General features: G+C 50.8%; 18 protein-coding genes. 9 read left to right on the plus strand and 9 right to left on the minus strand.

All coding sequences use genetic code 11. From position 1 onward, the window contains the following. Positions 1 to 27: 27 nt before the first annotated feature. From hslU to priA, 5 genes are all read right to left on the minus strand, one after another. Positions 28 to 1,362, minus strand: a complete 1,335-nt coding sequence (gene hslU / locus GCE9029_RS22100) for an ATP-dependent protease ATPase subunit HslU (RefSeq protein ID WP_002535261.1) — start codon at positions 1,360 to 1,362, stop codon at positions 28 to 30. 15 nt (positions 1,363 to 1,377) lie between these two features. Further along, a complete protein-coding gene (gene hslV / locus GCE9029_RS22105; RefSeq protein WP_002535260.1) occupies positions 1,378 to 1,902 on the minus strand; it encodes an ATP-dependent protease subunit HslV in 525 nt (174 codons plus the stop codon). Positions 1,903 to 2,314: 412 nt separating this feature from the next. Next, complete coding sequence (locus tag GCE9029_RS22110) at positions 2,315 to 2,881, minus strand: SPOR domain-containing protein (RefSeq protein ID WP_062666983.1); 567 nt, start codon at positions 2,879 to 2,881, stop codon at positions 2,315 to 2,317. Positions 2,882 to 2,962: 81 nt separating this feature from the next. Next, positions 2,963 to 3,991 (minus strand): DNA-binding transcriptional regulator CytR, encoded by a 1,029-nt coding sequence (gene cytR, locus GCE9029_RS22115; RefSeq protein ID WP_255350073.1) that lies wholly within the window; start codon positions 3,989 to 3,991, stop codon positions 2,963 to 2,965. A 160-nt stretch (positions 3,992 to 4,151) separates the two neighbouring features. Next, positions 4,152 to 6,347 carry a primosomal protein N' gene (gene priA / locus GCE9029_RS22120; RefSeq protein WP_062666986.1) on the minus strand — a complete coding sequence of 732 codons (2,196 nt, stop codon included), beginning with the start codon at positions 6,345 to 6,347 and terminating at the stop codon, positions 4,152 to 4,154. 248 nt (positions 6,348 to 6,595) lie between these two features. Here priA and rpmE point away from each other — a divergent pair, with 248 nt between their 5' ends. Then, on the plus strand, positions 6,596 to 6,808 hold the full coding sequence (gene rpmE / locus GCE9029_RS22125; RefSeq protein WP_002535255.1) for a 50S ribosomal protein L31: 213 nt from the start codon (positions 6,596 to 6,598) through the stop codon (positions 6,806 to 6,808). Between the two features lie 458 nt (positions 6,809 to 7,266). After that, positions 7,267 to 8,523: a malic enzyme-like NAD(P)-binding protein gene (locus tag GCE9029_RS22130; RefSeq protein ID WP_062666988.1), complete on the plus strand. Its 1,257-nt coding sequence runs from the start codon at positions 7,267 to 7,269 to the stop codon at positions 8,521 to 8,523. A 77-nt stretch (positions 8,524 to 8,600) separates the two neighbouring features. On the opposite strand, the gene metJ is transcribed toward GCE9029_RS22130, so the two are convergent. Continuing rightward, entirely contained in the window at positions 8,601 to 8,918 is a 318-nt protein-coding gene (metJ, locus tag GCE9029_RS22135) for a met regulon transcriptional regulator MetJ (protein ID WP_002535253.1), read from the minus strand. 238 nt (positions 8,919 to 9,156) lie between these two features. Between metJ and GCE9029_RS22140 the strand changes: the two genes are divergently transcribed. From GCE9029_RS22140 to metF, 3 genes are all read left to right on the plus strand, one after another. Next, entirely contained in the window at positions 9,157 to 10,320 is a 1,164-nt protein-coding gene (locus GCE9029_RS22140; protein WP_062666990.1) for an O-succinylhomoserine (thiol)-lyase, read from the plus strand. Beyond that, positions 10,320 to 12,764, plus strand: coding sequence for a bifunctional aspartate kinase/homoserine dehydrogenase II (locus GCE9029_RS22145; RefSeq protein ID WP_062666992.1), 2,445 nt, complete (start codon positions 10,320 to 10,322; stop codon positions 12,762 to 12,764). Before GCE9029_RS22140 ends, GCE9029_RS22145 begins: the two co-directional genes overlap by 1 nt. A 248-nt stretch (positions 12,765 to 13,012) precedes the next feature. Beyond that, positions 13,013 to 13,903, plus strand: a complete 891-nt coding sequence (metF, locus tag GCE9029_RS22150) for a methylenetetrahydrofolate reductase (RefSeq protein WP_002535250.1) — start codon at positions 13,013 to 13,015, stop codon at positions 13,901 to 13,903. A gap of 69 nt (positions 13,904 to 13,972) precedes the next feature. On the opposite strand, the gene GCE9029_RS22155 is transcribed toward metF, so the two are convergent. After that, positions 13,973 to 14,545 carry a PadR family transcriptional regulator gene (locus GCE9029_RS22155; RefSeq protein ID WP_062666994.1) on the minus strand — a complete coding sequence of 191 codons (573 nt, stop codon included), beginning with the start codon at positions 14,543 to 14,545 and terminating at the stop codon, positions 13,973 to 13,975. A gap of 352 nt (positions 14,546 to 14,897) precedes the next feature. Beyond that, positions 14,898 to 17,528, minus strand: a complete 2,631-nt coding sequence (gene ppc / locus GCE9029_RS22160) for a phosphoenolpyruvate carboxylase (RefSeq protein ID WP_062666996.1) — start codon at positions 17,526 to 17,528, stop codon at positions 14,898 to 14,900. Between the two features lie 478 nt (positions 17,529 to 18,006). Here ppc and argC point away from each other — a divergent pair, with 478 nt between their 5' ends. From argC to argH, 4 genes are all read left to right on the plus strand, one after another. Further along, the gene (gene argC / locus GCE9029_RS22165) at positions 18,007 to 19,014 is read left to right on the plus strand and encodes an N-acetyl-gamma-glutamyl-phosphate reductase (protein WP_062666998.1); all 1,008 of its coding nucleotides are present in this window, start codon (positions 18,007 to 18,009) and stop codon (positions 19,012 to 19,014) included. A gap of 10 nt (positions 19,015 to 19,024) precedes the next feature. Continuing rightward, complete coding sequence (gene argB / locus GCE9029_RS22170) at positions 19,025 to 19,804, plus strand: acetylglutamate kinase (protein ID WP_046307669.1); 780 nt, start codon at positions 19,025 to 19,027, stop codon at positions 19,802 to 19,804. Between the two features lie 68 nt (positions 19,805 to 19,872). Continuing rightward, complete coding sequence (locus GCE9029_RS22175) at positions 19,873 to 21,084, plus strand: argininosuccinate synthase (protein WP_002535244.1); 1,212 nt, start codon at positions 19,873 to 19,875, stop codon at positions 21,082 to 21,084. A gap of 40 nt (positions 21,085 to 21,124) precedes the next feature. Then, a complete protein-coding gene (gene argH, locus GCE9029_RS22180) occupies positions 21,125 to 23,002 on the plus strand; it encodes an argininosuccinate lyase (protein WP_062667000.1) in 1,878 nt (625 codons plus the stop codon). A 56-nt stretch (positions 23,003 to 23,058) separates the two neighbouring features. Here the strand turns inward: argH and GCE9029_RS22185 are convergent, their stop codons facing one another. Next, a complete protein-coding gene (locus tag GCE9029_RS22185; protein WP_062667002.1) occupies positions 23,059 to 23,310 on the minus strand; it encodes a DUF3624 domain-containing protein in 252 nt (83 codons plus the stop codon). Positions 23,311 to 23,366 lie beyond the last annotated feature (56 nt).

The raw sequence follows: 23,366 nt of genomic DNA on the forward strand, positions 1-23,366 counted from the left end.
GCCCTTTGAGTAACTTTACCTGAACAATTACAGGATGAAGCGGCTCAGATCTTCGTCGTCGACCAGCTCTTCAAGGTGGCTGCGCACGTATTCTGAGTTGATTTCGAAAGACTCACCGCCACGCTCGCTCGCGTCGAAGGAGATTTCGTCCACCAGACGCTCCATCACAGTGTGCAGACGACGGGCACCGATGTTCTCGGTTTTCTCGTTCACACGCCATGCAGCGTTTGCGATCTCTTCAATACCATCTTCGGTGAAGGTCAGGTTCACTTCTTCGGTACCCATCAGTGCTGAATATTGCGCCGTCAGGGAAGCATTAGGTTCAGTCAGGATACGTTTAAAGTCAGATGCAGTCAGCGCTTCCAGCTCAACGCGGATTGGCAGACGGCCCTGAAGCTCCGGGATCAGATCTGACGGAGACGCTACCTGGAATGCGCCCGACGCGATGAACAGGATGTGGTCAGTTTTCACCATGCCGTGCTTGGTAGAGACGGTACTGCCTTCAACGAGTGGCAGCAGGTCACGTTGCACACCTTCACGGGAAACGTCTGGACCTGAACTTTCACCGCGTTTACAAATTTTGTCGATTTCGTCGATGAATACGATACCGTTGTTTTCCACTGACGCGATGGCCTGATCTTTCAGCTCTTCCTGATTGACCAGCTTCGCCGCTTCCTCTTCGGTTGCGGCTTTAAGCGCGTCTTTCAACTTCATCTTGCGCTTTTTCGCTGTGGTGCCACCACCCAGGTTTTGGAACATGCTCTGCAGCTGGTTGGTCATTTCTTCCATACCAGGAGGCGCCATGATTTCCATGCTCATCTGTGGAGCCGCCAGATCGATCTCTATTTCTTTATCGTCCAGCTGGCCTTCACGGATTTTCTTACGGAAGCTTTGGCGGGTTGCCGAGTCAGCTTTTGGCTCTTCATTCTGGCCCCAAGCGTCACGTGGCGGTGGAAGAAGTACATCGAGAATGCGCTCTTCTGCCAGCTCTTCCGCGCGGAATTTTACTTTTTCCATCGCTTGCTGGTGGGTCATCTTGATCGCCACATCCGTCAGATCACGGATGATGGTTTCAACTTCCTTACCCACATAGCCCACTTCGGTGAACTTGGTGGCTTCTACTTTGATGAACGGCGCATTAGCCAGTTTGGCCAGACGGCGAGCAATTTCGGTTTTACCAACACCGGTTGGGCCAATCATCAGAATGTTTTTCGGGGTCACTTCTACACGCAGATCTTCATTGAGCTGCATGCGACGCCAGCGGTTACGAAGTGCGATAGCAACGGCGCGCTTAGCTTTGTCCTGACCGATAATGTGTCGGTCAAGCTCGGAAACGATTTCACGTGGGGTCATTTCAGACATGCTTTAGATCCTGTCTTAATAATCGAGTTCTTCAACGGTGTGGTGCTGGTTGGTGAACACACAGATGTCACCCGCGATGGTCAGCGACTTTTCAGCGATTTCGCGCGCATCCAGCTCAGTATTTTCAAGCAGTGCAGTGGCTGCTGCCTGCGCGAAGTTACCGCCTGAACCAATCGCAATTAGATCGTGTTCTGGCTGAACTACATCACCGTTACCTGTGATGATCAGCGACGCTGTTTCGTCTGCGACTGCCAGCAAGGCTTCAAGGCGTCGCAGTGCGCGGTCAGTACGCCAGTCTTTGGCGAGCTCTACTGCTGCTTTGGTCAGGTGACCCTGATGCATTTCCAGTTTGCGCTCGAAACGTTCGAACAGAGTGAATGCGTCAGCCGTACCACCGGCAAAACCTGCCAGTACCTTGTTGTTGTACAAACGACGAACTTTACGGGCATTGCCCTTCATGACCGTATTACCCAGTGACACCTGGCCATCACCGGCGATCACTACTTTGCCGTTGCGGCGAACAGAAACGATAGTTGTCACGGAAGAACCTCTACTTTTCTCTCTGGTTATTACCAGTATGGGTTGTTACTGCAGAGGTGGGGACGGGGATAAATAAATTCAAGGGTAAAGCCATCGAGATTATGGCTTTACCCTTGATACCCAAACAAACTGAAGATGCAGGATTCAGCGAGATTGACTGGCGTTGTGATCGTGGCGTCCCTTTGCAGGTGTAGTCATCTCCATCAAAAAGGGACAACAAAGAGCGCGATGGCAGTCAACTCGCCCGAAGGGAGGCCCTCAATGCGCCCACTTCTTTGTTAAATTCCACGGAAATAGAATGACTATTCCTCGCGAAATTTGCCTTGAATTGAACGCATTGATGACCTCTGAATGAAAGCATCTTCAGGTTGCTTGGGTATAAGTGTTCAGAATCAGTTCAGGCTTGGGGAAATCAGTTCCAATACCAGATAGCGCAAGGCTCGATGCCAGCACGGCGAAGTAGGTTGCGATCGCGCTCTGCTTCACGCTTCATTGGGTAAGGGCCAAGTACCACACGGTACCAGAGGCCTTTTTCACCCTGACTGGTTTTGATATGGCTTTCGAGACCCTGGAAAGCAATCATGGCTTTGCGCTCGTCTGCTTGACTCGCACTGCGGTAAGCGCCGCATTGCATCAAATAAGGGCGGCTGGAAAGTTCTGGCTCGCTGGCCTCGACTTTCACTTCTTTGTTTTCCAGCTCTTCAATGTAGCTCCACTTCTCCTCAGGTTTTGGCGGGATCACTTTCTCGTCTTTCTTCTGAGGTTTGACAGTTGGCTTCGCTGGTTTGGTTTCAACAACAGGCTCTGCGGGAGGTTCACTGGTGGAAAGGTAATAGAGACCATAGCCAAAGCCTGCCACCAAGATCAGAGCGAGAAAAGCCCATTTGAAAGGGAAAGCAGGTTTAGGAGGCTGCTTCTTGGTGTTTCGGGTTGGTTTACGTGGTGCTTTGCCACGTTTGACATAATCTCTGGTTGCCACTGATTTTCGTGTCTTTTCTGCTCTATAAAGGCTATATGGTACTGGCTCGCGAACTTGCGCGCCAGTACCAGTCTGACCAGATTAGCGTGATGGTGGTGCCACACTCTCGCGGATAACGAGCTGAGCATCAAGAAGGCGTGAACCTGCTTGCACATCATTGCCTTTGAGGATTTTCAGCAGCATTAACATCGCTTGGCGGCCAATGTCGTAGCGTGGCTGGGAAACCGTGGTCAGGGCCGGGTCACAGTATTCTGCGAACTGGATGTCATCAAAGCCGACAATCGAAATGTCATGCGGCACGCGGAAACCCAGTCGTTTTGCTTGCTGCATAGCACCAATCGCCATCACATCTGAGTGACAGAACACTGCGGTCGGTGGGGTTGGCAGAGAAAGCAAGGTGGTCATTGCACGTGCGCCTGCTGCAAAGGTGAAATCACCGGTCACTGTGTAGGCAGGATTGATGGTCACGCCACCACGGCGCAGCGCCTGTTGGTAACCCTGTACACGGAACTGGGTGAGCGCAGCATCAGGATCGCCGGTGATCTGCGCGATCTGCTTGTGGCCGACCTGAGTCAGGTAGTTCACCGCTTCAAACGCTGCAGTCAGGTTATCGATGTGAACGGTAGGCAGTTCCAGTTCAGGCGCGTATTCACAGGCCATGACCAGTGGAGGCAGGTTCTTCTGCTCCGGCTTGCTGACGTCAAAGGGAAGATCAGTACCTAAAAGGAGCATACCGTCAGCTTGCTTGGTGAAGACCAGGTTAACGAACGAACTTTCGCGGCTTTCCTGTTGACCGCTGTCACCTAGCAGCACGAGATAGCCGTGCTCCATCGCCGCTTCCTCGATACCGCGGATGATCTCTGTAAAGTAGGGATCACAGATATCGGGCACGATAGCCACGATGGTTTTTGATTCATTGCGACGTAAGTTTCTTGCCAGCGAATTGGGGCTGTAGCCCGCTTCCATTACCGCTTGCTCAACTTTCTTTCGGGTAGACGCCGAGACTTTTTCCGGGTTCATCAGCGCGCGAGAAACCGTCGCCGTAGAGACGCCAGCCAGATGGGCAACATCCTTCATTGTCGCCATAGTGTAATTCCTCTTTCTCGTTATGATTGGCGATGCTTCCCAGATGACCGGGACCTTCAGCAACGGGACAATTTTTGTCCACACGCCCTATCTTAATCCTATGGAGATGTATTAAACATGGTCATGTTAACAGTAATTGCAAGAATACCGTGATCTCGGTCGGTTTAAGTGAATGAAATTGCATTCAGCTCATATCTTGCGGTTCGATATCGAGTGACCAGCGGACTTTTTTTGACAGCGGCAACTGGCGAATCGCCGGCAGTGCCATGGTTAATCTTTGCTGTAAAATCTTGCGGTTAGGCGCTTGGAAAACCAATTGCCAGCGAAAACGCCCTGCTCTGCGGTGCAATGGAGCTGGAGCAGGCCCCATGACTGCGCATTCATCTTCCGGGATTGGTGATGCATCCAAGACAGTTCTCGCCTGATGCAGAAACTGCTCCACTTCTCCGCTGTGGTGGGATTCGGCGCGGAGTAAGGCGAAATAGCTATATGGCGGCAGATGCGCCATTTTCCGCTCATTCAATGCCTCGGCAGCAAAGCTGTCGTAGCCTTTGTGGATGAGTGACTGCAGCAGAGCATGATCCGGGTGATGGGTTTGGAGTAATACATACCCGGGTTTGCTGGCGCGTCCTGCACGTCCTGCTACCTGAACAAACAGCTGTGCCAGACGTTCCGGTGCACGGAAATCGTTACTGAAAAGCGCGCTGTCCACATCCACCAAAGCCACCAAAGTGACATCAGGAAAGTGATGGCCTTTCGCCAGCATTTGGGTGCCAATCAGGATTTGGTATTCCTTGTTGTGAATGGCATTGAGATAGGCTTCGAGCGCGCCTTTACGACGTGTGTTATCACGGTCGATTCGGATGGTTTTGTATTCCGGAAACAGGGTTTCCAACTGGGCTTCCAACTGCTCGGTGCCCACACCGACACTGATCAATTGCGTTGAGCCACAACTTCCACATTGGTGCGGAATAGGGCGCTGCGATCCGCAATGGTGACAGCGAAGTTCGTTGCTGCTCTGGTGCAGGGTGTAATAGGCGTCGCAGCGTTTACATTCTGCCAGCCAGCCGCATTCATGGCACATCAATGCCGGAGCATAGCCGCGGCGGTTCAGGAACAACATCACTTGATTGCCTTGAGAAAGGTGCTTTCGCATCTCAGCAATCAAAGGGGCGGAAAGTCCTGCTTCTAAATAAAGGCCGCGAATATCCAACACCCCGTTTTGGGTTTTGAGTGCATTACCTGCACGCACAGATAAAGTCAGATGATGGTATTTGCCAGTTTTGGCGTTGTGCAGGCTTTCAAGACAAGGTGTGGCGGAGCCGAGTACTACGGGCACATTCTCTTCATGCCCACGCATGACGGCCAGATCGCGGGCGTGATAACGGAAGGAGTCCTGCTGTTTATAAGACGCATCATGCTCTTCATCGACAACGATAATACCGAGTGATTTACACGGCGAAAACAGGGCGGAACGGGTACCGATAATAATGGCAGCTTCATTGTCGCGGGCTGCCAACCAGGCGTTCAAGCGCTCGGTATCATTGAGCCCGGAATGCATCACCACGACAGGTACATTGAAGCGGCGTTTGAAACGGTTGATGGTTTGCGGCGTCAAGCCAATTTCGGGTACCAGAATGAGTGCTTGCTGCCCTCTTTTTAGCACAGGCTCCAAAAGGTTTAAGTAGACCTCTGTTTTCCCTGACCCGGTGACGCCTTCTATTAAATAGCAGGCAAATTCCGGATTGGCATTGATAGTGGCAACCGCCATCGCCTGCTCGCTGTTGAGCCTTGGCTTGTCTTCCACGACTTCATAGCTTTGTTGCCAAGGCTTTGCGCGCTGCTCTTTTACCGCTTCAATCCAGCCTTTTTCTTCCACCGTTTTGAGAATGGTGGCGCTTAACTCTTCTTCCAGCAGATCGCCGTGTGTCATCGCACTCTGGCGTAATAAGGTGAGAACGCGAGCTTGCTTTGGCGCGCGGGTGAGGGCAGACAATGGCTGCTCTTTCCCGGCTTCGGTCAGTTGCCAGCACTTTTCACGGTCTTTGACTGCTGGTTTGCCTTTCCGCAGCGCACCCGGCATGACAGTCGCCAGTGCATCACCTAATGGATACTGGTAGTAGCGGCTTGCCCAGTTCAATACCTTATATAAAGAGGGCGTCCATAGCGGGGTGCTATCCAAAACCGCATTGATGGGTTTGATTTGTTCGAGCGGAAATTCAGAGGTGTCGGTCAATGTGACGACAATGCCTACTTTATATTGCTTACCAAACGGGACACGCACGCGACCACCCACAACCGGCATTTCATTGGCAATGCGATAGTCGAAGGTTTTATGAAGCGGAACGGGCAGCGCCACCTGAGCAATCGTCGGGGTCATTGTGCGATAAGGTCTTGGAATTCAAATAAGGTTGGCGACAGTGTACCCATGCTGCTGGCGGGCGAAAAGCACAGGGTGAAGATTCTTTGGCCCTGCCCATTGAAAGTGCATGGAAATGAATTGAACAAAAAAGTTGCGATCGCAGGTCACCTTGATTAGAATCCGCGCCTTACAAACAGTTTGTTAACGACGTGTGGTGCCCGATAGGCTCGGGAGAGCGACACGGCCTTAGATAAGAGGTAATCCCTATGAAAGCTGGTATCCATCCAGAATACGCTGCAGTAACTGCAAAATGTTCATGTGGCAACACTTTTGAATTCAAAACGACTCTGGGTAAAGACATCAACCTGGACGTATGTGACAAGTGTCACCCATTCTACACCGGTACTCAGCGTGTAGTTGACACTGGTGGTCGTGTTGACCGCTTCAAGAAACGTTTCGGCGTTCTTAGCAGCAAGTAATTGCGAATTTAATAAAAAAGGGTGCGTAAGCACCCTTTTTTTGTTGCCTGATACAGCTTGTAAGACCTTTTACACCCTTCAGTATAGGTAGACTATTACAGTTTATCCAAGCGAGTTTTGCCAACTTGGTTCAATCCTTACTAGCTCTGGCTTTCGCGCTGCGTTAACATTTTAAATTCCTTTATCTTCCGCCCAATGACCTGAAAGTGTCATAAGAAATGACGACACTTGTCTTTTATTTGAGTCCGCTAAACTCAATTGAGGAATAAGTCGTTGCCTGTGTGGAGATACAGGCAATGAGCGGGAAGATGCAACCCGGATAAACATGGGAATGCGCAAATTCCGCCACTTGTTGATTGTAATGCCCAGCTTGCGGGAAGGCAGTCAGCAAGATAATGGGGCAGGCAGAGGGCCCCTTATTATATTTAGCCAATAACAATTACAGTCAGGAACAATACATGTCTGAAGACAAACGCCAACAGGCGCTGGATTATCATGAATTTCCAGTGCCGGGCAAAATCTCCGTAGAACTCTCCAAACCCGCTGATACGGTAGAAGATCTGGCGCTGGCGTACAGCCCAGGTGTTGCTGAACCCGTCCGCGAAATCGCACAAGATGCCGACAACGTTTATAAATACACTGCAAAGGGCAACATGGTTGCAGTGATCTCAAACGGCACCGCGATCCTCGGTCTGGGTAACCTTGGCCCGCTGGCATCAAAGCCGGTGATGGAAGGTAAAGCACTGCTGTTCAAACGCTTCGCTGGTCTCGATTCTATCGACATCGAAGTGAAACACCGCACTATCGAAGAGTTCGTCGACACCGTCGCGAACATCTCCGACACTTTCGGTGGTATTAACCTGGAAGATATCAAAGCGCCAGACTGCTTTGAGATTGAAAAGCAGCTCATCGAGCGCTGTCATGTACCAGTATTCCACGATGACCAACACGGTACCGCGATTGTGACTGCCGCAGGTATGCTGAATGCGCTTGAGCTTCAGGGCAAAGACATCAAAGAGTCGGTCATCATTTGCCTTGGCGCAGGTGCTGCTGCAGTGGCGTGCATGGAACTGCTGATCAAATGCGGCGCGCAGCGTGAGAAAATTTACATGCTGGACCGCAAAGGCGTGATTCACACCCGTCGTGATGACATCAACGAATACAAGCAACTGTTCGCCAACAACACGGACAAGCGCACGCTGGAAGACGTGATTGAAGGCGCGGACATTTTCCTTGGTGTATCCGGCCCAGACCTTTTGCCACCGGAAGCGCTGAAGCTGATGGCGGACAAGCCAATCGTGTTTGCGTGTTCAAACCCTGACCCGGAAATCAAACCAGAACTGGCACACGAAGTGCGTGATGACCTGATTATGGGGACGGGTCGTTCAGACTACCCGAATCAGGTCAACAACGTGCTTTGCTTCCCATTCATTTTCCGCGGCGCGCTGGATGTTCGTGCCAGCCGTATCAACGATGAAATGAAACTGGCGGCGGTAGAAGCTATCCGTGCACTGGCGAAAGAGCCGGTACCGGAAGGTGTTCTGAAAGCTGCACGTGTTGATAAGCTGGAGTTTGGTAAGGAATACATCATTCCAAAACCAATGGATCCGCGCCTTTTGCCACGCGTTGCGAAAGCCGTTGCTGAAGCCGCGGTGGAGTCAGGTGTTGCACGTATTGAAATGCCGGAAAACTACATGGCAGATAAAGAAGCATAATTGCTGCTTTATCTGAATAAAAAAACCAGCCGATTGGCTGGTTTTTTTGTTTGAATCTTTTCGAGAAGTTAACGAAATCAATACTCTTCTTCGTTAAACTCGATGCCTAATTCCTTCATAATGCGCTTAACTTCCGCTGGCACACTATCGCTTTTATCTTTGCGAATATCGTCGTCCGTTGGCAGTGGCTGTCCGGTGTAGGCATGCAGAAATGCTTCGCAAAGCAATTCACTGTTGGTGGCATGGCGTAGATTGTTGACCTGGCGACGGGTACGTTCGTCGGTCAGGATTTTAAGCACTTTTAGCGGGATAGAGACGGTGATTTTCTTTACCTGCTCTTTCTTTTTACCGTGCTCGGCGTAAGGGTTAATATACTCGCCATTCCAGTCTGCCATTGTTCACCTTCTGTAGCAGTTTAGGGTCTAAAATCGCTGCCAACACGGGGAACAAAATGCCCAGGTTGGATGAAACACAAATTCTAGCGATATTAACTGCTACATGTAAAGACATATGGACGTCTAGAAGTGTTGACGTCTCAAGTTTGAATGGTTAAGGTTGACCAAATACCAATCAGATCACATTTTGATTTAAGATTGCGCTGAATACGATCATATAAAGACAGGGAAGCACGCCATGAGCGACAAGAAGTCCGCAACCATCGCCGTCCGCACCGGTATCACTACAGATTCACAGCACCACGCCGTTGTGCCTCCACTGTACCTTTCGACGAATTATGAATTCCCTGAGTTTGGCGAAGTGCCGACTTATGACTATGCCCGTGGTGGCAACCCAACCCGTTCTTTACTGGAAAAAGCGTTAGCTGATCTGGAAAACGGCGCAGGTGCTGTGGTCACAAACTGCGGCATGGCAGCAATTAACCTTCTACTGTCACTGGTTTCACCGGATGACCTGATTATCGCACCGCACGATTGCTACGGCGGTACCTACCGCTTGTTTGATTCCCGGGCAAAGAAAGGCGCTTTCAAGGTGGAGTTTGTAGACCAAACTGACTCTGCAGCTCTTGATGCCGCACTGGCGAAGAATCCTAAGCTGGTCTGGCTTGAAACGCCATCGAACCCATTGCTGCGCGTGGTTGATGTTGCAGACATCTGCAAAAAAGCCAAAGCCATCGGCGCTTGGGTTGGTGTCGATAACACCTTCCTGTCTCCCGCTTTGCAGCAGCCACTGAACCTTGGGGCTGATTTTGTTGTTCATTCAACCACCAAATTTATTAATGGCCATTCAGACACCGTCGGCGGTGTTGTGGTGGCGAAAGAAGCTGAGCTTTATGAAGAGCTGAAATGGTGGGGTAACTGCATTGGGGCTACCGGTAACGCATTCGATAGCTACATGACGCTGCGTGGTCTTCGCACTCTGAACGCAAGAATGCGTCAGCATGAGGAAAACAGTGCAGAAGTACTGGAATACCTCAAACAGGAATCTCTGGTGAGCACTATCTACCATCCGGCTCTGCCAACGCACCCGGGCCATGAGATTGCGAAGAAACAACAATCAGGTTTTGGCGGAATGTTGAGCTTTGAGCTTAAAGGCGGTGAAAGTGAGCTGAAACTTTTCCTATCCTCCCTTAAGCTGTTCACTTTGGCCGAATCATTGGGTGGCGTGGAGAGTCTGGTGACACATCCCGGCTCAATGACGCACCGTGCCATGTCGGACGAAGCGCAGGCGGAAGCAGGCTTGGCGGCCACACTGCTTCGCTTGTCTATCGGTTTGGAAGACAAAGCCGATCTGGTCGCCGACCTGAAGCAAGCATTCGATAAAGTAAGAGAGAGCCAGTAATGAGCGCGGTTGAAGTCGTATCTCCTCAGCAGTCGCAGTCCCGTCAGTTACATAAGTTCGGGGGCAGCAGCCTAGCCGACCCTGATTGTTTTCGCAGAGTCACGCGTATTCTTGCGCAATACAGTGGTGAAACGGACATTATCGTGGTGTCTGCTGCGGGCAAAACCACGAACCGTCTGATTGAATGGCTGGATCTGCTTGGCAAAGACGGTCGGTTGGCCCATGAAGCACTGCAAAGCTTGCGTAAATATCAGCAGGATTTGATTGAGAACCTGATTGAAGGCGAGCAAAAGCAATCGCTGGTGGATGCATTGTATGAAGACTTCAGCGTCTTGGCGCAGGCGGCGGAAAACCCACTGACTGGAGCTCAACGCGCCTGGGCGCAAGGCTTTGGTGAAGTCTGGTCAGCGCGTTTGTTGTCTGCACTGCTGACACAGCTTGAATTACCTGCCGTGATGCTCGACTCCCGCTCTTTCCTACGAGCTGAACGTGGCGCACAGCCAGAAGTGGATCGCGCAAGCTCGTGGCCCCTTCTGAAAGAACAACTGGTTCAACATACCAAACGCCGCGTTGTTATCACCGGATTCATGGCACGTAACACTGAAGGTGAAACCGTGCTGCTGGGGCGCAATGGCTCCGATTACTCAGCAACCATCATTGGTGCCTTAGCCGATGTCAGCCGTGTGACCATTTGGAGTGACGTCGCTGGTGTATACAGTGCAGACCCACGCATTGTTGGTGACGCCTGTTTGCTGCCGCTGCTGCGCCTTGATGAAGCGGCTGAACTGGCGCGTCTTGCAGCACCTGTGCTGCACACCCGAACGCTGCAGCCAGTAGCACAAAGCTGTATCGACCTGAATCTGCGCTGTAGCTATGACCCAGAATCAGGCTCAACCCGCATTGAACGTGTTCTGGCTTCTGGCCGAGGCGCGAAAATTATTACCTCATTGAGTGATGTCTGCCTGCTTGAACTGGATGTTCCTCGCTCACACGACTTTGATACCGCGCGCCGCGATATCGAACGACTGTTGACCCGAAACCAAATCCAGCCGCTGGCGTCATCATTCAGTGCTGACCAACACCGTATCCAGCTCGCTTATACAGGCGAAGTGGTCAACAGCGTATTGGAGCAGTTGCAAAACGCCGGCATTCCCGCTGATATCCGTCTCCGTGAAGGCTACAGCATGGTCGCTGCGGTGGGCGCGGGTGTAACGGCAAACCCTGTTCATTGTCACGGTTTTTACCAACAGCTTCGCAGCCAACCGATAGAGTTTATCTGTGAGTCTGGCAGTGGCCTCAGCATCGCGGCGATTTTGCGTAAAGCGAACACATCGGCGTTGGTGTCAGATATTCACCGCGCACTTTTTCAAGCGCAGCGTCGTATTGGCTTGGTGTTGCTGGGTAAAGGCAATATCGGTAGTCGTTGGCTGAATCTGTTTGCGGAGCAAAAAGCGGCACTCGAAAAACGCCATGGCATGAGCTTTGAGCTTATCTCGGTGCAAGACAGTGATAACCAATGGGTCGATTTCGATGGTATTGATGCAGATAGTGTCATGACCCGTTTTGATGAAGTTGCCAAACCCTATGAAGGGAGCGATTGGCTGACTGCATTGCTCAATCACCCTTACGATGACATTGTCGTGCTGGACGTGACCGCAAGTGCACCGCTGTCGATGCAATATCCGGAACTGGCTGAACATGGTTATCACCTGATTTCTGCGAACAAGGTAGCAGGCTCTGCGAGTGGCGAGTTATACCATCAGGTTCAGGATGCGTTTGCGAAGACAGGTCGTTTCTGGCTGTACAACGCGACAGTCGGTGCAGGCCTTCCCGTGAACCATGCGGTGCGTGATTTGCGTGAAAGCGGCGATCATATTATTGCGATTTCAGGCATCTTCTCTGGAACCTTGTCTTGGCTGTTCCAGCAGTTCAACGGCGATATCAAATTCAGTGAGCTTTTGGAACAGGCGTGGCAACAAGGTCTGACCGAACCTGACCCACGTGAAGATCTCAGCGGCTCAGATGTCATGCGTAAGCTGGTGATTCTGGCGCGTGAGTCTGGCCTGGATATCGAGCCGGAGCAGGTACAGGTTCAATCATTAGTGCCTGATGCGCTTGCTGCACTGTCGTTGGATGCCTTTCTGGATAACAGCAGTCAGCTGGATGAAGCGCTTGAAGATTGGCTTGAGCAGGCGAAAAGAGAACAGGGCGTCCTTCGTTATGTAGCAAGACTTTCTCGCGATGGAAAAGCGCGTGTTGGGATTGAAGTGCTGCCTGAAGAGCACCCTCTTGCCAACCTGCTGCCTTGCGACAACATCTTTGCTATCGAGAGTCAGTGGTATCGTGAAAACCCATTGGTTATTCGCGGGCCGGGCGCGGGTCGTGATGTGACCGCAGGCGCTTTACTCTCTGACTTGAATCGCATCGCATCTTTGTTGAAATAGTCGAGATACGAATAGAAAAAGCGGAGCCTATGCTCCGCTTTTTTGTACTCTGTGCAGTGTGACTCAAGGTTTACGTGAGCTCTGAGATATTTTGCGTGAAAGACTTACATGATCATCATGAATAAAATTCAAGTTAAGTAAGTTGACTTTAAAATGCGCGCAATTCAATATCTAGACATATAGACGTCTATATGGATGTCGGCTTTAAAGGATTTTTCGGTAGGATGTTACCGAAGTAGGGAGACGTTATGGGATATTCACACGCCAGTCATTTGGACGCACTTAATCAAAACCTTTCTGATTTGAACGGCGATATCAACGTTTCGTTTGAATTCTTCCCGCCCAGTTCTGAAGCCATGGAGCAAACGCTTTGGGCTTCGGTACAACGCCTGAAAACCCTAAAGCCTAAGTTTGTTTCCGTGACTTACGGTGCGAACTCCGGTGAGCGTGACCGTACCCATGGCATCGTGAAAAGCATCAAGCAAGAAACCGGTATTGAAGCTGCTCCTCACCTGACCTGTATCGACGCGAGTCGCGATGAACTGCGTGAAATCGCACGTGACTACTGGAATAGCGGTATTCGTCACATCGTGGCCCTGCGTGGTGACCTGCCAGAAAAAAGTCAGAAGCCGGATATGTACGCTGCAGATTTGGTAGAGCTTTTGAAAGGCGAAGCGGACTTTGACATTTCTGTCGCAGCTTACCCGGAAGTTCACCCTGAAGCGAAAAGTGCGCAAGCAGATTTGATAAACCTTAAGCGTAAGGTTGATGCGGGCGCAAACCGTGCAATCACCCAATTCTTCTTTGATGTAGAAAGCTACCTGCGTTTTCGTGACCGCTGCGCCGCGGCAGGTATTGATGTTGAAATCATCCCGGGCATCTTGCCTGTATCTAACTTCAAGCAGGCTTCGAAGTTTGCCAACATGACTAACGTGCGCATCCCTGCTTGGATGTATAAGCAATATGAAGGTTTGGAAGACGATGCGGTGACCCGTCAGATGGTTGGTGCGAGCAACGCTATCGACATGGTGCGCGTATTAAGCCGCGAAGGTGTGAAGGATTTCCATTTCTATACCTTGAACCGTGCAGAGCTGACCTACGCGCTTTGCCACACTTTGGGTGTACGTCCTACGGCATAAACGACATTTCAGCTAACCAGAAACAAAAAAACCGTCGCAATGCGACGGTTTTTGCTTTCTGGAAAGTCCTTACTGAGCAACGACTTTCTTGCCCATCGACATGTTTTCCATGGCGTTGAGTTCAAACAGGACTTCCTCTGCCCACGTCAGCCATGCTTCTTTGCGAAGAATGTTGCGGCGCAGTGTCAGTCGCTCCAGACGGCCTTCACGAGTCAGCAGGGCGGTGTCAGCGTAGTTGCTGCGCTCCATGTCTCGGTATTGACTTAACTGCAAGCGGCTTTCGTCCATCAGTGCGTGCATATGTTCGATCATTGGGGTGGGGTCGAATATGCTGCACGTTAGCAGTTTTGCAGAAACTTCATCGCGGTCAGTGGGATGTTTTGCCGGCATTAAGAACCACTCATAGAGGCTCTGCCTGCCAATGTCCGTGATGGAGTAGACCTTTCTGTCCGGTTTGCCATCCTGTGGTTCTAAACGACAACTCACTGCGCCCATATCGGCCAGTTTATTGAGTTCGCGATAGACTTGTTGGTGGCTGGCTTTCCAGAAGTGCCCGATAGCATTTGAAAACTCTTTGGTTATATCGTAACCAGTTGCATCACGATGGCTAAGCACCGTGAGTATTACATGCGGTAGTGACATCTCTTCTATCCAAAATCTTAAAAGGCGATCCTTAGCCCTGGGATGCCGCTCTTTGGCGAATTTATTTTTTCCACAACACTGGGCGGATCGACACGTTTTTCGTTGCCGAACATACTTTGCCTCTTGCCAACAATGCACCGAAAAAACGCGGTGCGAAAAGCGCAGTATGAAGACACTTAAACGGTTATTTATACTTCGGTGTTTTGCCTATACCTTTGTCACGATAACGTCACGAACAGGCAAGAAAACATATTAATAACATTATCAATGCAACAACAATCGAAAAAGACTCTCGAAAAATAAAAAAGGCTGCAACATGGCAGCCTTTCTTAATTTTGAATCAGTTTCTCATTTATCCGGTATTTCGCATGCCAGCAGCAATACCTGCGATGGTCACCATCAACGCTTCATCCAATTCAGTATTTTCCTCTTCTGTAGCACGTGTACGGCACAGAAGCTCAGCCTGAAGCATATTCAGCGGTTCAACATAGATGTTACGCAGACGGATAGATTCGGCACCCCAAGGGTTCTGTTCCATCAAGTGGTCGCTGTTCTCAACCATTAGTACCGCTTTGATGTCTTGCGCTAAACGATCGCGCAGTTCGTCACCCAGTCTCCAAAGAGATTCATCCACCAGTTTCTCATCATAGTATTGAGAAATGGATGGGCTGGTCTTGGTGAATACCATCTCCAGCATACCCAGACGGGTTGAGAAGAATGGCCACTCGCGACACATCTCCTCAAGGAACTTGAGGTGACCGTTATCGATAGAGAACTGAATCGCCTGACCAGCACCCAGCCAAGCTGGCAGCAACAAACGGTTCTGACTCCATGCGAAAATCCATGGGATAGCGCGAAGGCTTTCTACGCCGCCATTCGGGTTACGTTTAGATGGACGGGAACCCAATGGCAGTTTACCCAGTTCCAACTCTGGTGTTGTCGCTCGGAAATAAGGAACGAAGTCTTCGTGACCACGAACGACGCCACGGTAAGCTTCACAGGAAACTTCGCTTAAGGTTTCCATCAAGTCGCGCCATTCCTGCTTAGGTGCTGGTGGTGGCAACAGGTTCGCTTCCAGAATTGCGCTGGCGTAAAGATTCAGGCTCTGAATGGCAACGTCCGGCAGACCCAGCTTGAAGCGAATCATCTCGCCCTGCTCAGTCACGCGAAGGCCACCTTTCAGACTACGAGGAGGCTGGGACAGCAGTGCAGCGTGCGCAGGCGCACCACCGCGACCAATAGAACCACCACGGCCGTGGAACAGCACCAGATCGACACCGGCGTCTTCACACAGCTCAACCAGTTGCTCCATAGCTTTATATTGGGCCCAACCTGCCGCCATCACACCTGCGTCTTTGGCGGAGTCCGAGTAGCCAATCATGACCATCTGGAAATTTTGGATAAAGCCGCGGTACCAGTCGATGCTCAGCAGTTGGCTGATCACAGACTTGGCATTGTTGAGGTCTTCCAGGGTTTCAAACAGCGGACATACGTCCATACGAAACGGACAGCCAGCTTCTTTCAGAAGAAGATGAACCGCCAGCACATCAGACGCTGTGCGTGCCATAGAGATGACGTAGGCACCCAGAGCTTCACGAGGCTGCTGCGCTACGATACGGCAGGTATCCAGCACTTCCTGTACTTCATCAGAAGGCTCCCAGTCACGTGGCAGCAAAGGACGCTTAGAGCTCAGCTCACGAATAAGGAACGCTTGTTTGTCCTGCTCGCTCCACTGGCTATAGTCGCCCATGCCCAATGTGCGGGTCACTTCAGACAGCACATTCGCATGGCGGGTGCTTTCCTGGCGGATATCCAGCTTAATGAGGTTAACACCGAAGGTGCGGATACGGCGCAGCGTATCAAGCAGCAGACCATCAGCAATAATGCCCATGCCACATTCATGCAGTGACTGGTAACACGCGTGCAGCGGTGTCCACAGCTGGTCAACGTTGGTGAGGATGTCTTTTTCATCGCTACGACGGCCATGGATTTGTGCATCCAGGTAATCCAGGGTGTTGGTCAGTGTCTTGCGCAGCGATTTCAGGATTGCTCGGTAAGGTTCGTGCTCGTCACCAGCCATGGCGCGAACCACGTCGTTGCAGCGTGTCATCGACAGTTCGCTGATGAGCTCCTGAATATCGCCCAAATAAAGATCAGCGGCTTTCCAACGGGACAGCAGCAGTACTTCACGGGTGACTTCTGATGTCACGAACGGGTTACCGTCGCGGTCACCACCCATCCAGCTTGAGATCTGGATGGGCGAAGCTTCAACGGTCAGACCACGGCCAAGGTGACGCTTCATCTTCTGGTCAAACTGACGCAGGAATTCCGGTACAGCTTGCCACAGACTATTTTCAATCACCGCATAACCCCATTTGGCTTCATCAAGCGGGGTTGGGCGTTGCTTACGGATAACGTCAGAGTGCCATGCCTGGGAGATCAGTTGTTCAAGGCGAAGTTCTGCTTTATCACGCTCGCTGGAAGAGAGGTCGCCAAGTTCAAGTTTGGACAAACATTTGTTGATTTGAACCAGCTTATGAATGGTAGTACGACGCGCGATTTCCGTCGGGTGTGCTGTCAGCACCAGTTCGATCTTCAGGTCATCAACGGCTTTATCACGCTCACCGTCAGACACATCTGCGTTTTGCAGTCGCATAAACAGATCGTCCAGTGAGTCAGGGTTACATACCTGCTCTTCACAGTGGCGAGAAACAGAATGGTACTGTTCAGCGATATTGGTGAGGTTGAGGAACTGGCTGAATGCGCGCGCTACAGGAAGTAGTTGGTCATTCGGCAGGCTTTGCAGCACATCGATCAGCTTGGCGTGATCGTCTTTATTACCCGCAGAGGCGGATTTAGAGAGCTGACGGATCTCTTCTACCTTGGCCAGCAACTCTTCACCGTGGGCACCTTTAATGGTGTTGCCCAGAAGGTGACCGAGCATGCTGACATTGCTCTTTAGAGCGTCATACTTGTCATTCATAGTGCGTCCGTTTCGTAACTTTGTTACATCCAAATTGCAATCGTAATGGCTCAATCTAGCCAATGAGTGGCATAAAGGTCAATCACCCACCGTATTATTTCACCGCATTTTTTTGTCTATCCCTTGAGCAATAAGGCATTGCGGAAGTTGTAACAAAATTACATTTAAAGCACTGGGTTTAGGCAAAAACGCTAGCCTGTCGCAGGTGGGTGACTTTATTTTAAACAGACTGTTGACATTAGTCATTTATCACGCTAAAAAGCACATATAAATTCATTTAAAATGAATAAACAATTATAATTCGCCAAAAAAAGCTCATGGAAGCAGCGAAAAGGTACGATACGAATATGGATAAGTTCTCAAACTCCCTTCTCCAGCGACGACGCCGACGTTAAAAGCGTTGGGCGTATCTGCCCCTCCTGCAGCTGAGCGAGCTGAATGTTTCATCATTCTACCCAAAGAAATAAACGGACTTTTCATGTTAAAGACAGTGATTGTCGGTGCAAGTGGATACACAGGTGCCGAGCTGACCAAAATGGTATTTCTCCATCCTGAGCTTGAGCTTTCAGGATTGTATGTCTCTGAAAACAGTGTGGATGCGAATAAACCTATCGGTGATTTGCACGGCGCACTGAAAGGTCTGATTGACCTTCCACTTCAGCCTCTTAAAGATGTCAGTGCTGTCGCAAAATCTGCGGATGTGGTGTTGCTGGCAACGGCTCATGAAGTTAGCCACAACATCGCACCAACCTTCTTAGCCGAAGGCTGTAAGGTCTTTGATTTATCCGGCGCTTTCCGCGTTCAATCTGACAGCTTCTATACCGACTACTACGGCTTCGAGCACCAATACGGCGAGTGGCTGGAAAAAGCGGTTTATGGACTGGCAGAGTGGAACGAGGCAGATATTGCAAAAGCCGACTTGGTTGCAGTGCCTGGTTGTTACCCAACGGCTTCACAGTTGGCGTTGAAGCCACTGCTGGATGCTGGACTTATCGACACCCAACAATGGCCGGTGATCAATGCGGTAAGCGGTGTGTCTGGTGCGGGTCGCAAAGCGTCTATGACTAACAGTTTCTGCGAAGTTAGCCTTCATGCTTACGGTGTATTCACCCACCGTCACCAACCGGAAATTTCTACTCACTTGGGTTGTGATGTGATTTTCACACCTCATCTTGGCAACTTTAAGCGCGGCATTCTCGCGACCATCACTGCCAAACTGGCAGAAGGCGTCTGTGAATTGCAGGTAACAGAAGCACTGGAAAAAGCTTACGAAAACAAAACTTTGGTTCGTCCTTTGGGCGCGGGCCAAAGTGCGAAGCTGCAATCGGTTCAAAACACCGGATTTTGCGATATTGGCTGGTCTGTGAAAGGTCAACACGTGATTCTGACGTCAGCAATCGATAACTTGCTGAAAGGTGCTGCCAGTCAGGCGGTGCAGTGCATAAACATTCGCTTTGGATTCTCGCCGCTCACGGCGATTGTGTAGGAGAGTGGCAATGAGTTTACGTCCTTTGGTAGTCAAACTGGGTGGTGCAGCGCTGTCTTGCACAGAGACTCTGGATAAATTATTCGCGTCAATCAGTCAGTATCAGGCTTCTGCGCATCGCCAATTGGTGATTGTTCACGGTGGGGGCTACCTGGTTGATGACTTGATGAAAGCGCTGAACCTGAAAGTGGAGAAAAAGCAGGGTTTGCGAGTCACTCCAAAAGATCAGATCAATGTGGTCGCGGGTGCACTGGCGGGTACGGCCAACAAACTGCTGCAGGGCGAGGCAATCAAATGTGGCATTAACGCAGTTGGTCTGAGTCTGGCTGACGGCGGTTTATGTAAAGTGACCCAACTTGACCCTGAGCTTGGCAATGTGGGTAAGGCAACACCGGGCGATTCGTCCGTCGTACAAGCGATTTTGTCAGCAGGTGCAGTTCCAATCATCAGCTCTATCGGTATTGATGCTGAAGGTGAACTGATGAATGTTAATGCGGATCAGGCGGCAGTGGCAGTAGCAGCTGCATTGGATGCTGAACTGGTTCTGTTGTCAGACGTGAGTGGCGTACTCAATGGCAAGGGAAAACTCATGCCAACGCTTGATGAGAAGTTAGCAGATGAATTAATTGAAAGCGGCGTGATCACCGACGGCATGATCGTCAAAGTGAAAGCGGCGTTTGAAGCGGCAAACGCGTTGGGGCGTCCTATTCAGGTCGCGAGCTGGCGTTACCCCGAGAAGCTCGCTGAGATGTTCGGCGGCAGCAATATCGGCACCCGTTTCACCGTTTAAACAACACAGAATTTATTAGTCATTACCGCCTGTACTGACCGTCAGAGCGGTGAACATGGAGAATTTAAATGAGCGATATCAAAAAGGTAGTACTAGCATACTCTGGCGGTCTGGATACGTCTGCGATCATTCCTTGGCTGAAAGAGAACTATGACTGTGAAGTCGTGGCATTTGTTGCGGATGTGGGCCAGGGCGAAGAAGAGCTGGTTGGTATTGAAGAAAAAGCGATCGCTTCTGGCGCGTCAGCGTGTTACATCGCTGATCTGAAAGAAGAGATGGTCGCAGATTACATCTACCCAAGCCTGAAAACCGGTGCAGTTTACGAAGGTAAATACCTGCTGGGTACGTCAATGGCACGTCCAATCATCGCAAAAGCACAAGTGGAATGTGCGCTGGAAGTCGGCGCAGATGCACTGTGTCACGGCTGTACCGGTAAAGGTAATGACCAGGTGCGTTTCGAAAGCGCGTTTGCTGCGCTGGCACCACAACTGAAAGTGATTGCACCTTGGCGTGAGTGGGACCTTCGTTCTCGTGAAGCCCTGCTGGATTACCTGGCAGAACGCAACATTCCTTGTACTGCAAGCCTTGAGAAAATCTACAGCCGTGATGCAAACGCATGGCACATCTCTACCGAAGGCGGTGTACTGGAAGATACCTGGAACCAGCCAAACGAGCTTTGCTGGGTATGGACTGTGGATCCAGAGCAGGCACCTGACCAGTCTGAAACCGTTTCTCTGTTGATTGAGAAAGGCGAAGTAGTAGCTGTTGACGGTGAGCGTTTGAGCCCATACCAAGTGCTGACCACGCTGAACGAGAAAGGCGCGCGTCATGGTGTAGGCCGTATCGATATCGTTGAAAACCGTCTGGTCGGCATGAAGTCCCGTGGCTGTTATGAAACTCCGGGCGGCACCATCATGATGGAAGCCCTGCGTGGTGTTGAGCAGCTGGTTCTGGACAAAGATTGCTACGAATACCGTGAAGAGATTGGCCTGAAAGCGTCTCACCTTATCTATGATGGCCGTTGGTTCACGCCGCTGTGTAAGTCACTTCTGGCTGCAGCAGAATCACTGGCTGAGCCAGTAAGTGGTGAAGTAGTAGTGAAACTGTACAAAGGACAGGCTACAGTAGTGCAGAAGCGCTCGCTCAACAGCCTGTACTCCGAAGAATTCGCGACTTTCGGTGAAGATGACGTATACGATCACAGCCATGCTGGTGGTTTTATCCGTCTCTACTCGCTGTCGAGCCGTATTCGTGCGCTGAACGAGAAAAAACAAAAATAAACAGCAGCTGGAAGCAATAGAGTTTTAAGGAGAAGTAAGTATGGCGTTATGGGGCGGAAGGTTTAGTCAGGCAGCAGACACGCGGTTCAAGCAGTTTAACGATTCGTTGCGTTTTGACTATCGCCTCGCGGAGCAGGACATCGTAGGTTCAATTGCCTGGTCAAAGGCACTGCGCTCAGTGGGCGTATTGTCTGAGATTGAGCAGCAACGCCTCGAGCTTGCACTGAATGAAATCAAGCTGGCTGTGATGGAAGATCCAGAGCAGATCCTGCGCTCTGACGCTGAAGACATTCACAGCTGGGTCGAGCAGCAACTGATAGCCAAAGTGGGCGATTTGGGTAAAAAGCTGCACACCGGTCGTTCGCGTAACGATCAGGTCGCCACTGACCTTAAGCTTTGGTGTCGTCAGCAAGGTCAACAGCTTCTCCTTGCACTCGATAAACTGCAAAACCAGATGGTAAAGGTCGCGGCAGAAAACCAGAACACGGTTCTGCCGGGCTATACCCACCTTCAACGTGCCCAGCCAGTGACATTTGCACACTGGTGTCTGGCTTACGTTGAAATGTTCGAGCGTGATTACTCGCGCTTGAGCGATGCACTGAACCGCTTGGACACCTGCCCATTGGGTTCTGGTGCTCTTGCAGGTACCGCATATCCGATTGACCGTGAAGCACTTGCTCACAGCTTGGGTTTCCGCCGTGCAACCCGCAACAGTCTGGACTCGGTTTCTGACCGTGACCATGTGATGGAGCTGATGTCTGTGGCATCGGTGTCTATGCTGCACCTGTCGCGCATGGCCGAAGATCTGATTTTCTACAACTCTGGCGAGTCCAACTTTGTCGAGCTCGCAGACGCTGTGACATCAGGCTCATCCCTGATGCCACAAAAGAAAAATCCAGATGCGCTTGAGCTTATCCGTGGTAAGACGGGCCGCGTTTATGGCGCTATGTCTGCGATGATGATGACAGTGAAAGCACTGCCGCTTGCCTACAACAAAGACATGCAGGAAGACAAAGAAGGGCTATTCGACGCGCTCGACACCTGGTTTGACTGTATCGAAATGGCGGCGCTTTGTTTTGATGGCATCAAAATCAACAAAGACCGTACGCTGGAAGCGGCGATGCAAGGTTACTCCAACGCGACTGAGCTTGCAGATTACCTGGTTGCCAAGGGCATTCCTTTCCGTGAAGCGCACCATATCGTAGGTGTCGCAGTGGTCGCCGCCATTGAAAAAGGTTGTGCACTGGAAGAGCTTTCTCTTGAGGACATGAAGCAGTTCTCGCCAGTGATTGACGAGGATGTTTATCCTATCCTCACCATCGAATCGTGTCTTGAGAAGCGCTGTGCGCTGGGTGGTGTGGCGCCGAATCAGGTGGAATACGCCATTAGTCAGGCAGAGAAGCGTTTGGAAAAACGTTACTCGCCAAGCGTGAAAGTGCGTGGTGCGCGTCTTACTGACCTTGATGCGATTGAAGGCATGGTGGTTTACTGGGCGGGACTGGGTGAAAACCTGCCGCGTGAACGTAATGAACTGGTTCGTGATATTGGTTCGTTTGCGGTTGCGGAGCATCAGGGTGAAGTGACAGGTTGTGCATCGCTTTATGTTTATGACTCGGGTCTTGCGGAAGTGCGCTCTTTGGGCGTGGAAGCAGGCTGGCAGAATCAAGGGCAGGGCAGCGCGATTGTTCAACACCTGCTGAAAAAAGCGAGTGGCATGGCCATCAAGAAAGTGTTTGTGCTGACCCGTGTACCAGAGTTCTTTATGCGTCAGGGCTTTATTCCAACGTCTAAATCTTTGCTGCCTGAGAAGGTGATGAAAGATTGCGACCGCTGTCCACGCCTTCATGCGTGTGATGAAGTGGCACTGGAGTTTACCTTTGATCAGGACAGATTGATTGCTAAAGCCAACGTCGCTTAAACAAGCATCCAATGAATAAAAACCGGCTTAGGCCGGTTTTTTGTGTTTTATAGTCGCTATTTTTTGGGCTCGGGCGCATTCATCCGAAACGGCATCAGAATGAGATGAAGGGAGAGCAAAATTGCACTGGCACCTGCACCAAAGAGCAGGGTGATGGACTCTATCGATTTCGGTGTGTCACTAAACCCGATAAACCATATCGGCCAAAGCACCATATTCATCACAGCAAGTTGAAACATGCAGCGTTTGCAGCGTCCGAGTTTGGCTCGGATGGTGAGAGAAGCGTCTTTGCAGAAGCGGCAGCTCATGAATAGTAAGCCTTAAAATATCAACTCGTTGCAGCCTACAAAGAAAAAAGCCCTCC

This window comes from Grimontia celer, from assembly GCF_900055185.1.
GTDB classification, from domain to species: Bacteria; Pseudomonadota; Gammaproteobacteria; order Enterobacterales; family Vibrionaceae; genus Enterovibrio; species Enterovibrio celer.

Bases quoted from the DNA above. Each gene is read 5' to 3' on its own strand.
- hslU (WP_002535261.1), bottom strand. From the start codon at position 1,362: ATGTCTGAAATGACCCCACGTGAAATCGTTTCCGAGCTTGACCGACAC.
- priA (WP_062666986.1), bottom strand. From the start codon at position 6,347: ATGACCCCGACGATTGCTCAGGTGGCGCTGCCCGTTCCGCTTCATAAA.
- rpmE (WP_002535255.1), top strand. From the start codon at position 6,596: ATGAAAGCTGGTATCCATCCAGAATACGCTGCAGTAACTGCAAAATGT.
- GCE9029_RS22130 (WP_062666988.1), top strand. From the start codon at position 7,267: ATGTCTGAAGACAAACGCCAACAGGCGCTGGATTATCATGAATTTCCA.
- metJ (WP_002535253.1), bottom strand. From the start codon at position 8,918: ATGGCAGACTGGAATGGCGAGTATATTAACCCTTACGCCGAGCACGGT.
- GCE9029_RS22140 (WP_062666990.1), top strand. From the start codon at position 9,157: ATGAGCGACAAGAAGTCCGCAACCATCGCCGTCCGCACCGGTATCACT.
- GCE9029_RS22145 (WP_062666992.1), top strand. From the start codon at position 10,320: ATGAGCGCGGTTGAAGTCGTATCTCCTCAGCAGTCGCAGTCCCGTCAG.
- metF (WP_002535250.1), top strand. From the start codon at position 13,013: ATGGGATATTCACACGCCAGTCATTTGGACGCACTTAATCAAAACCTT.
- GCE9029_RS22155 (WP_062666994.1), bottom strand. From the start codon at position 14,545: ATGTCACTACCGCATGTAATACTCACGGTGCTTAGCCATCGTGATGCA.
- ppc (WP_062666996.1), bottom strand. From the start codon at position 17,528: ATGAATGACAAGTATGACGCTCTAAAGAGCAATGTCAGCATGCTCGGT.
- argC (WP_062666998.1), top strand. From the start codon at position 18,007: ATGTTAAAGACAGTGATTGTCGGTGCAAGTGGATACACAGGTGCCGAG.
- argB (WP_046307669.1), top strand. From the start codon at position 19,025: ATGAGTTTACGTCCTTTGGTAGTCAAACTGGGTGGTGCAGCGCTGTCT.
- GCE9029_RS22175 (WP_002535244.1), top strand. From the start codon at position 19,873: ATGAGCGATATCAAAAAGGTAGTACTAGCATACTCTGGCGGTCTGGAT.
- argH (WP_062667000.1), top strand. From the start codon at position 21,125: ATGGCGTTATGGGGCGGAAGGTTTAGTCAGGCAGCAGACACGCGGTTC.
- GCE9029_RS22185 (WP_062667002.1), bottom strand. From the start codon at position 23,310: ATGAGCTGCCGCTTCTGCAAAGACGCTTCTCTCACCATCCGAGCCAAA.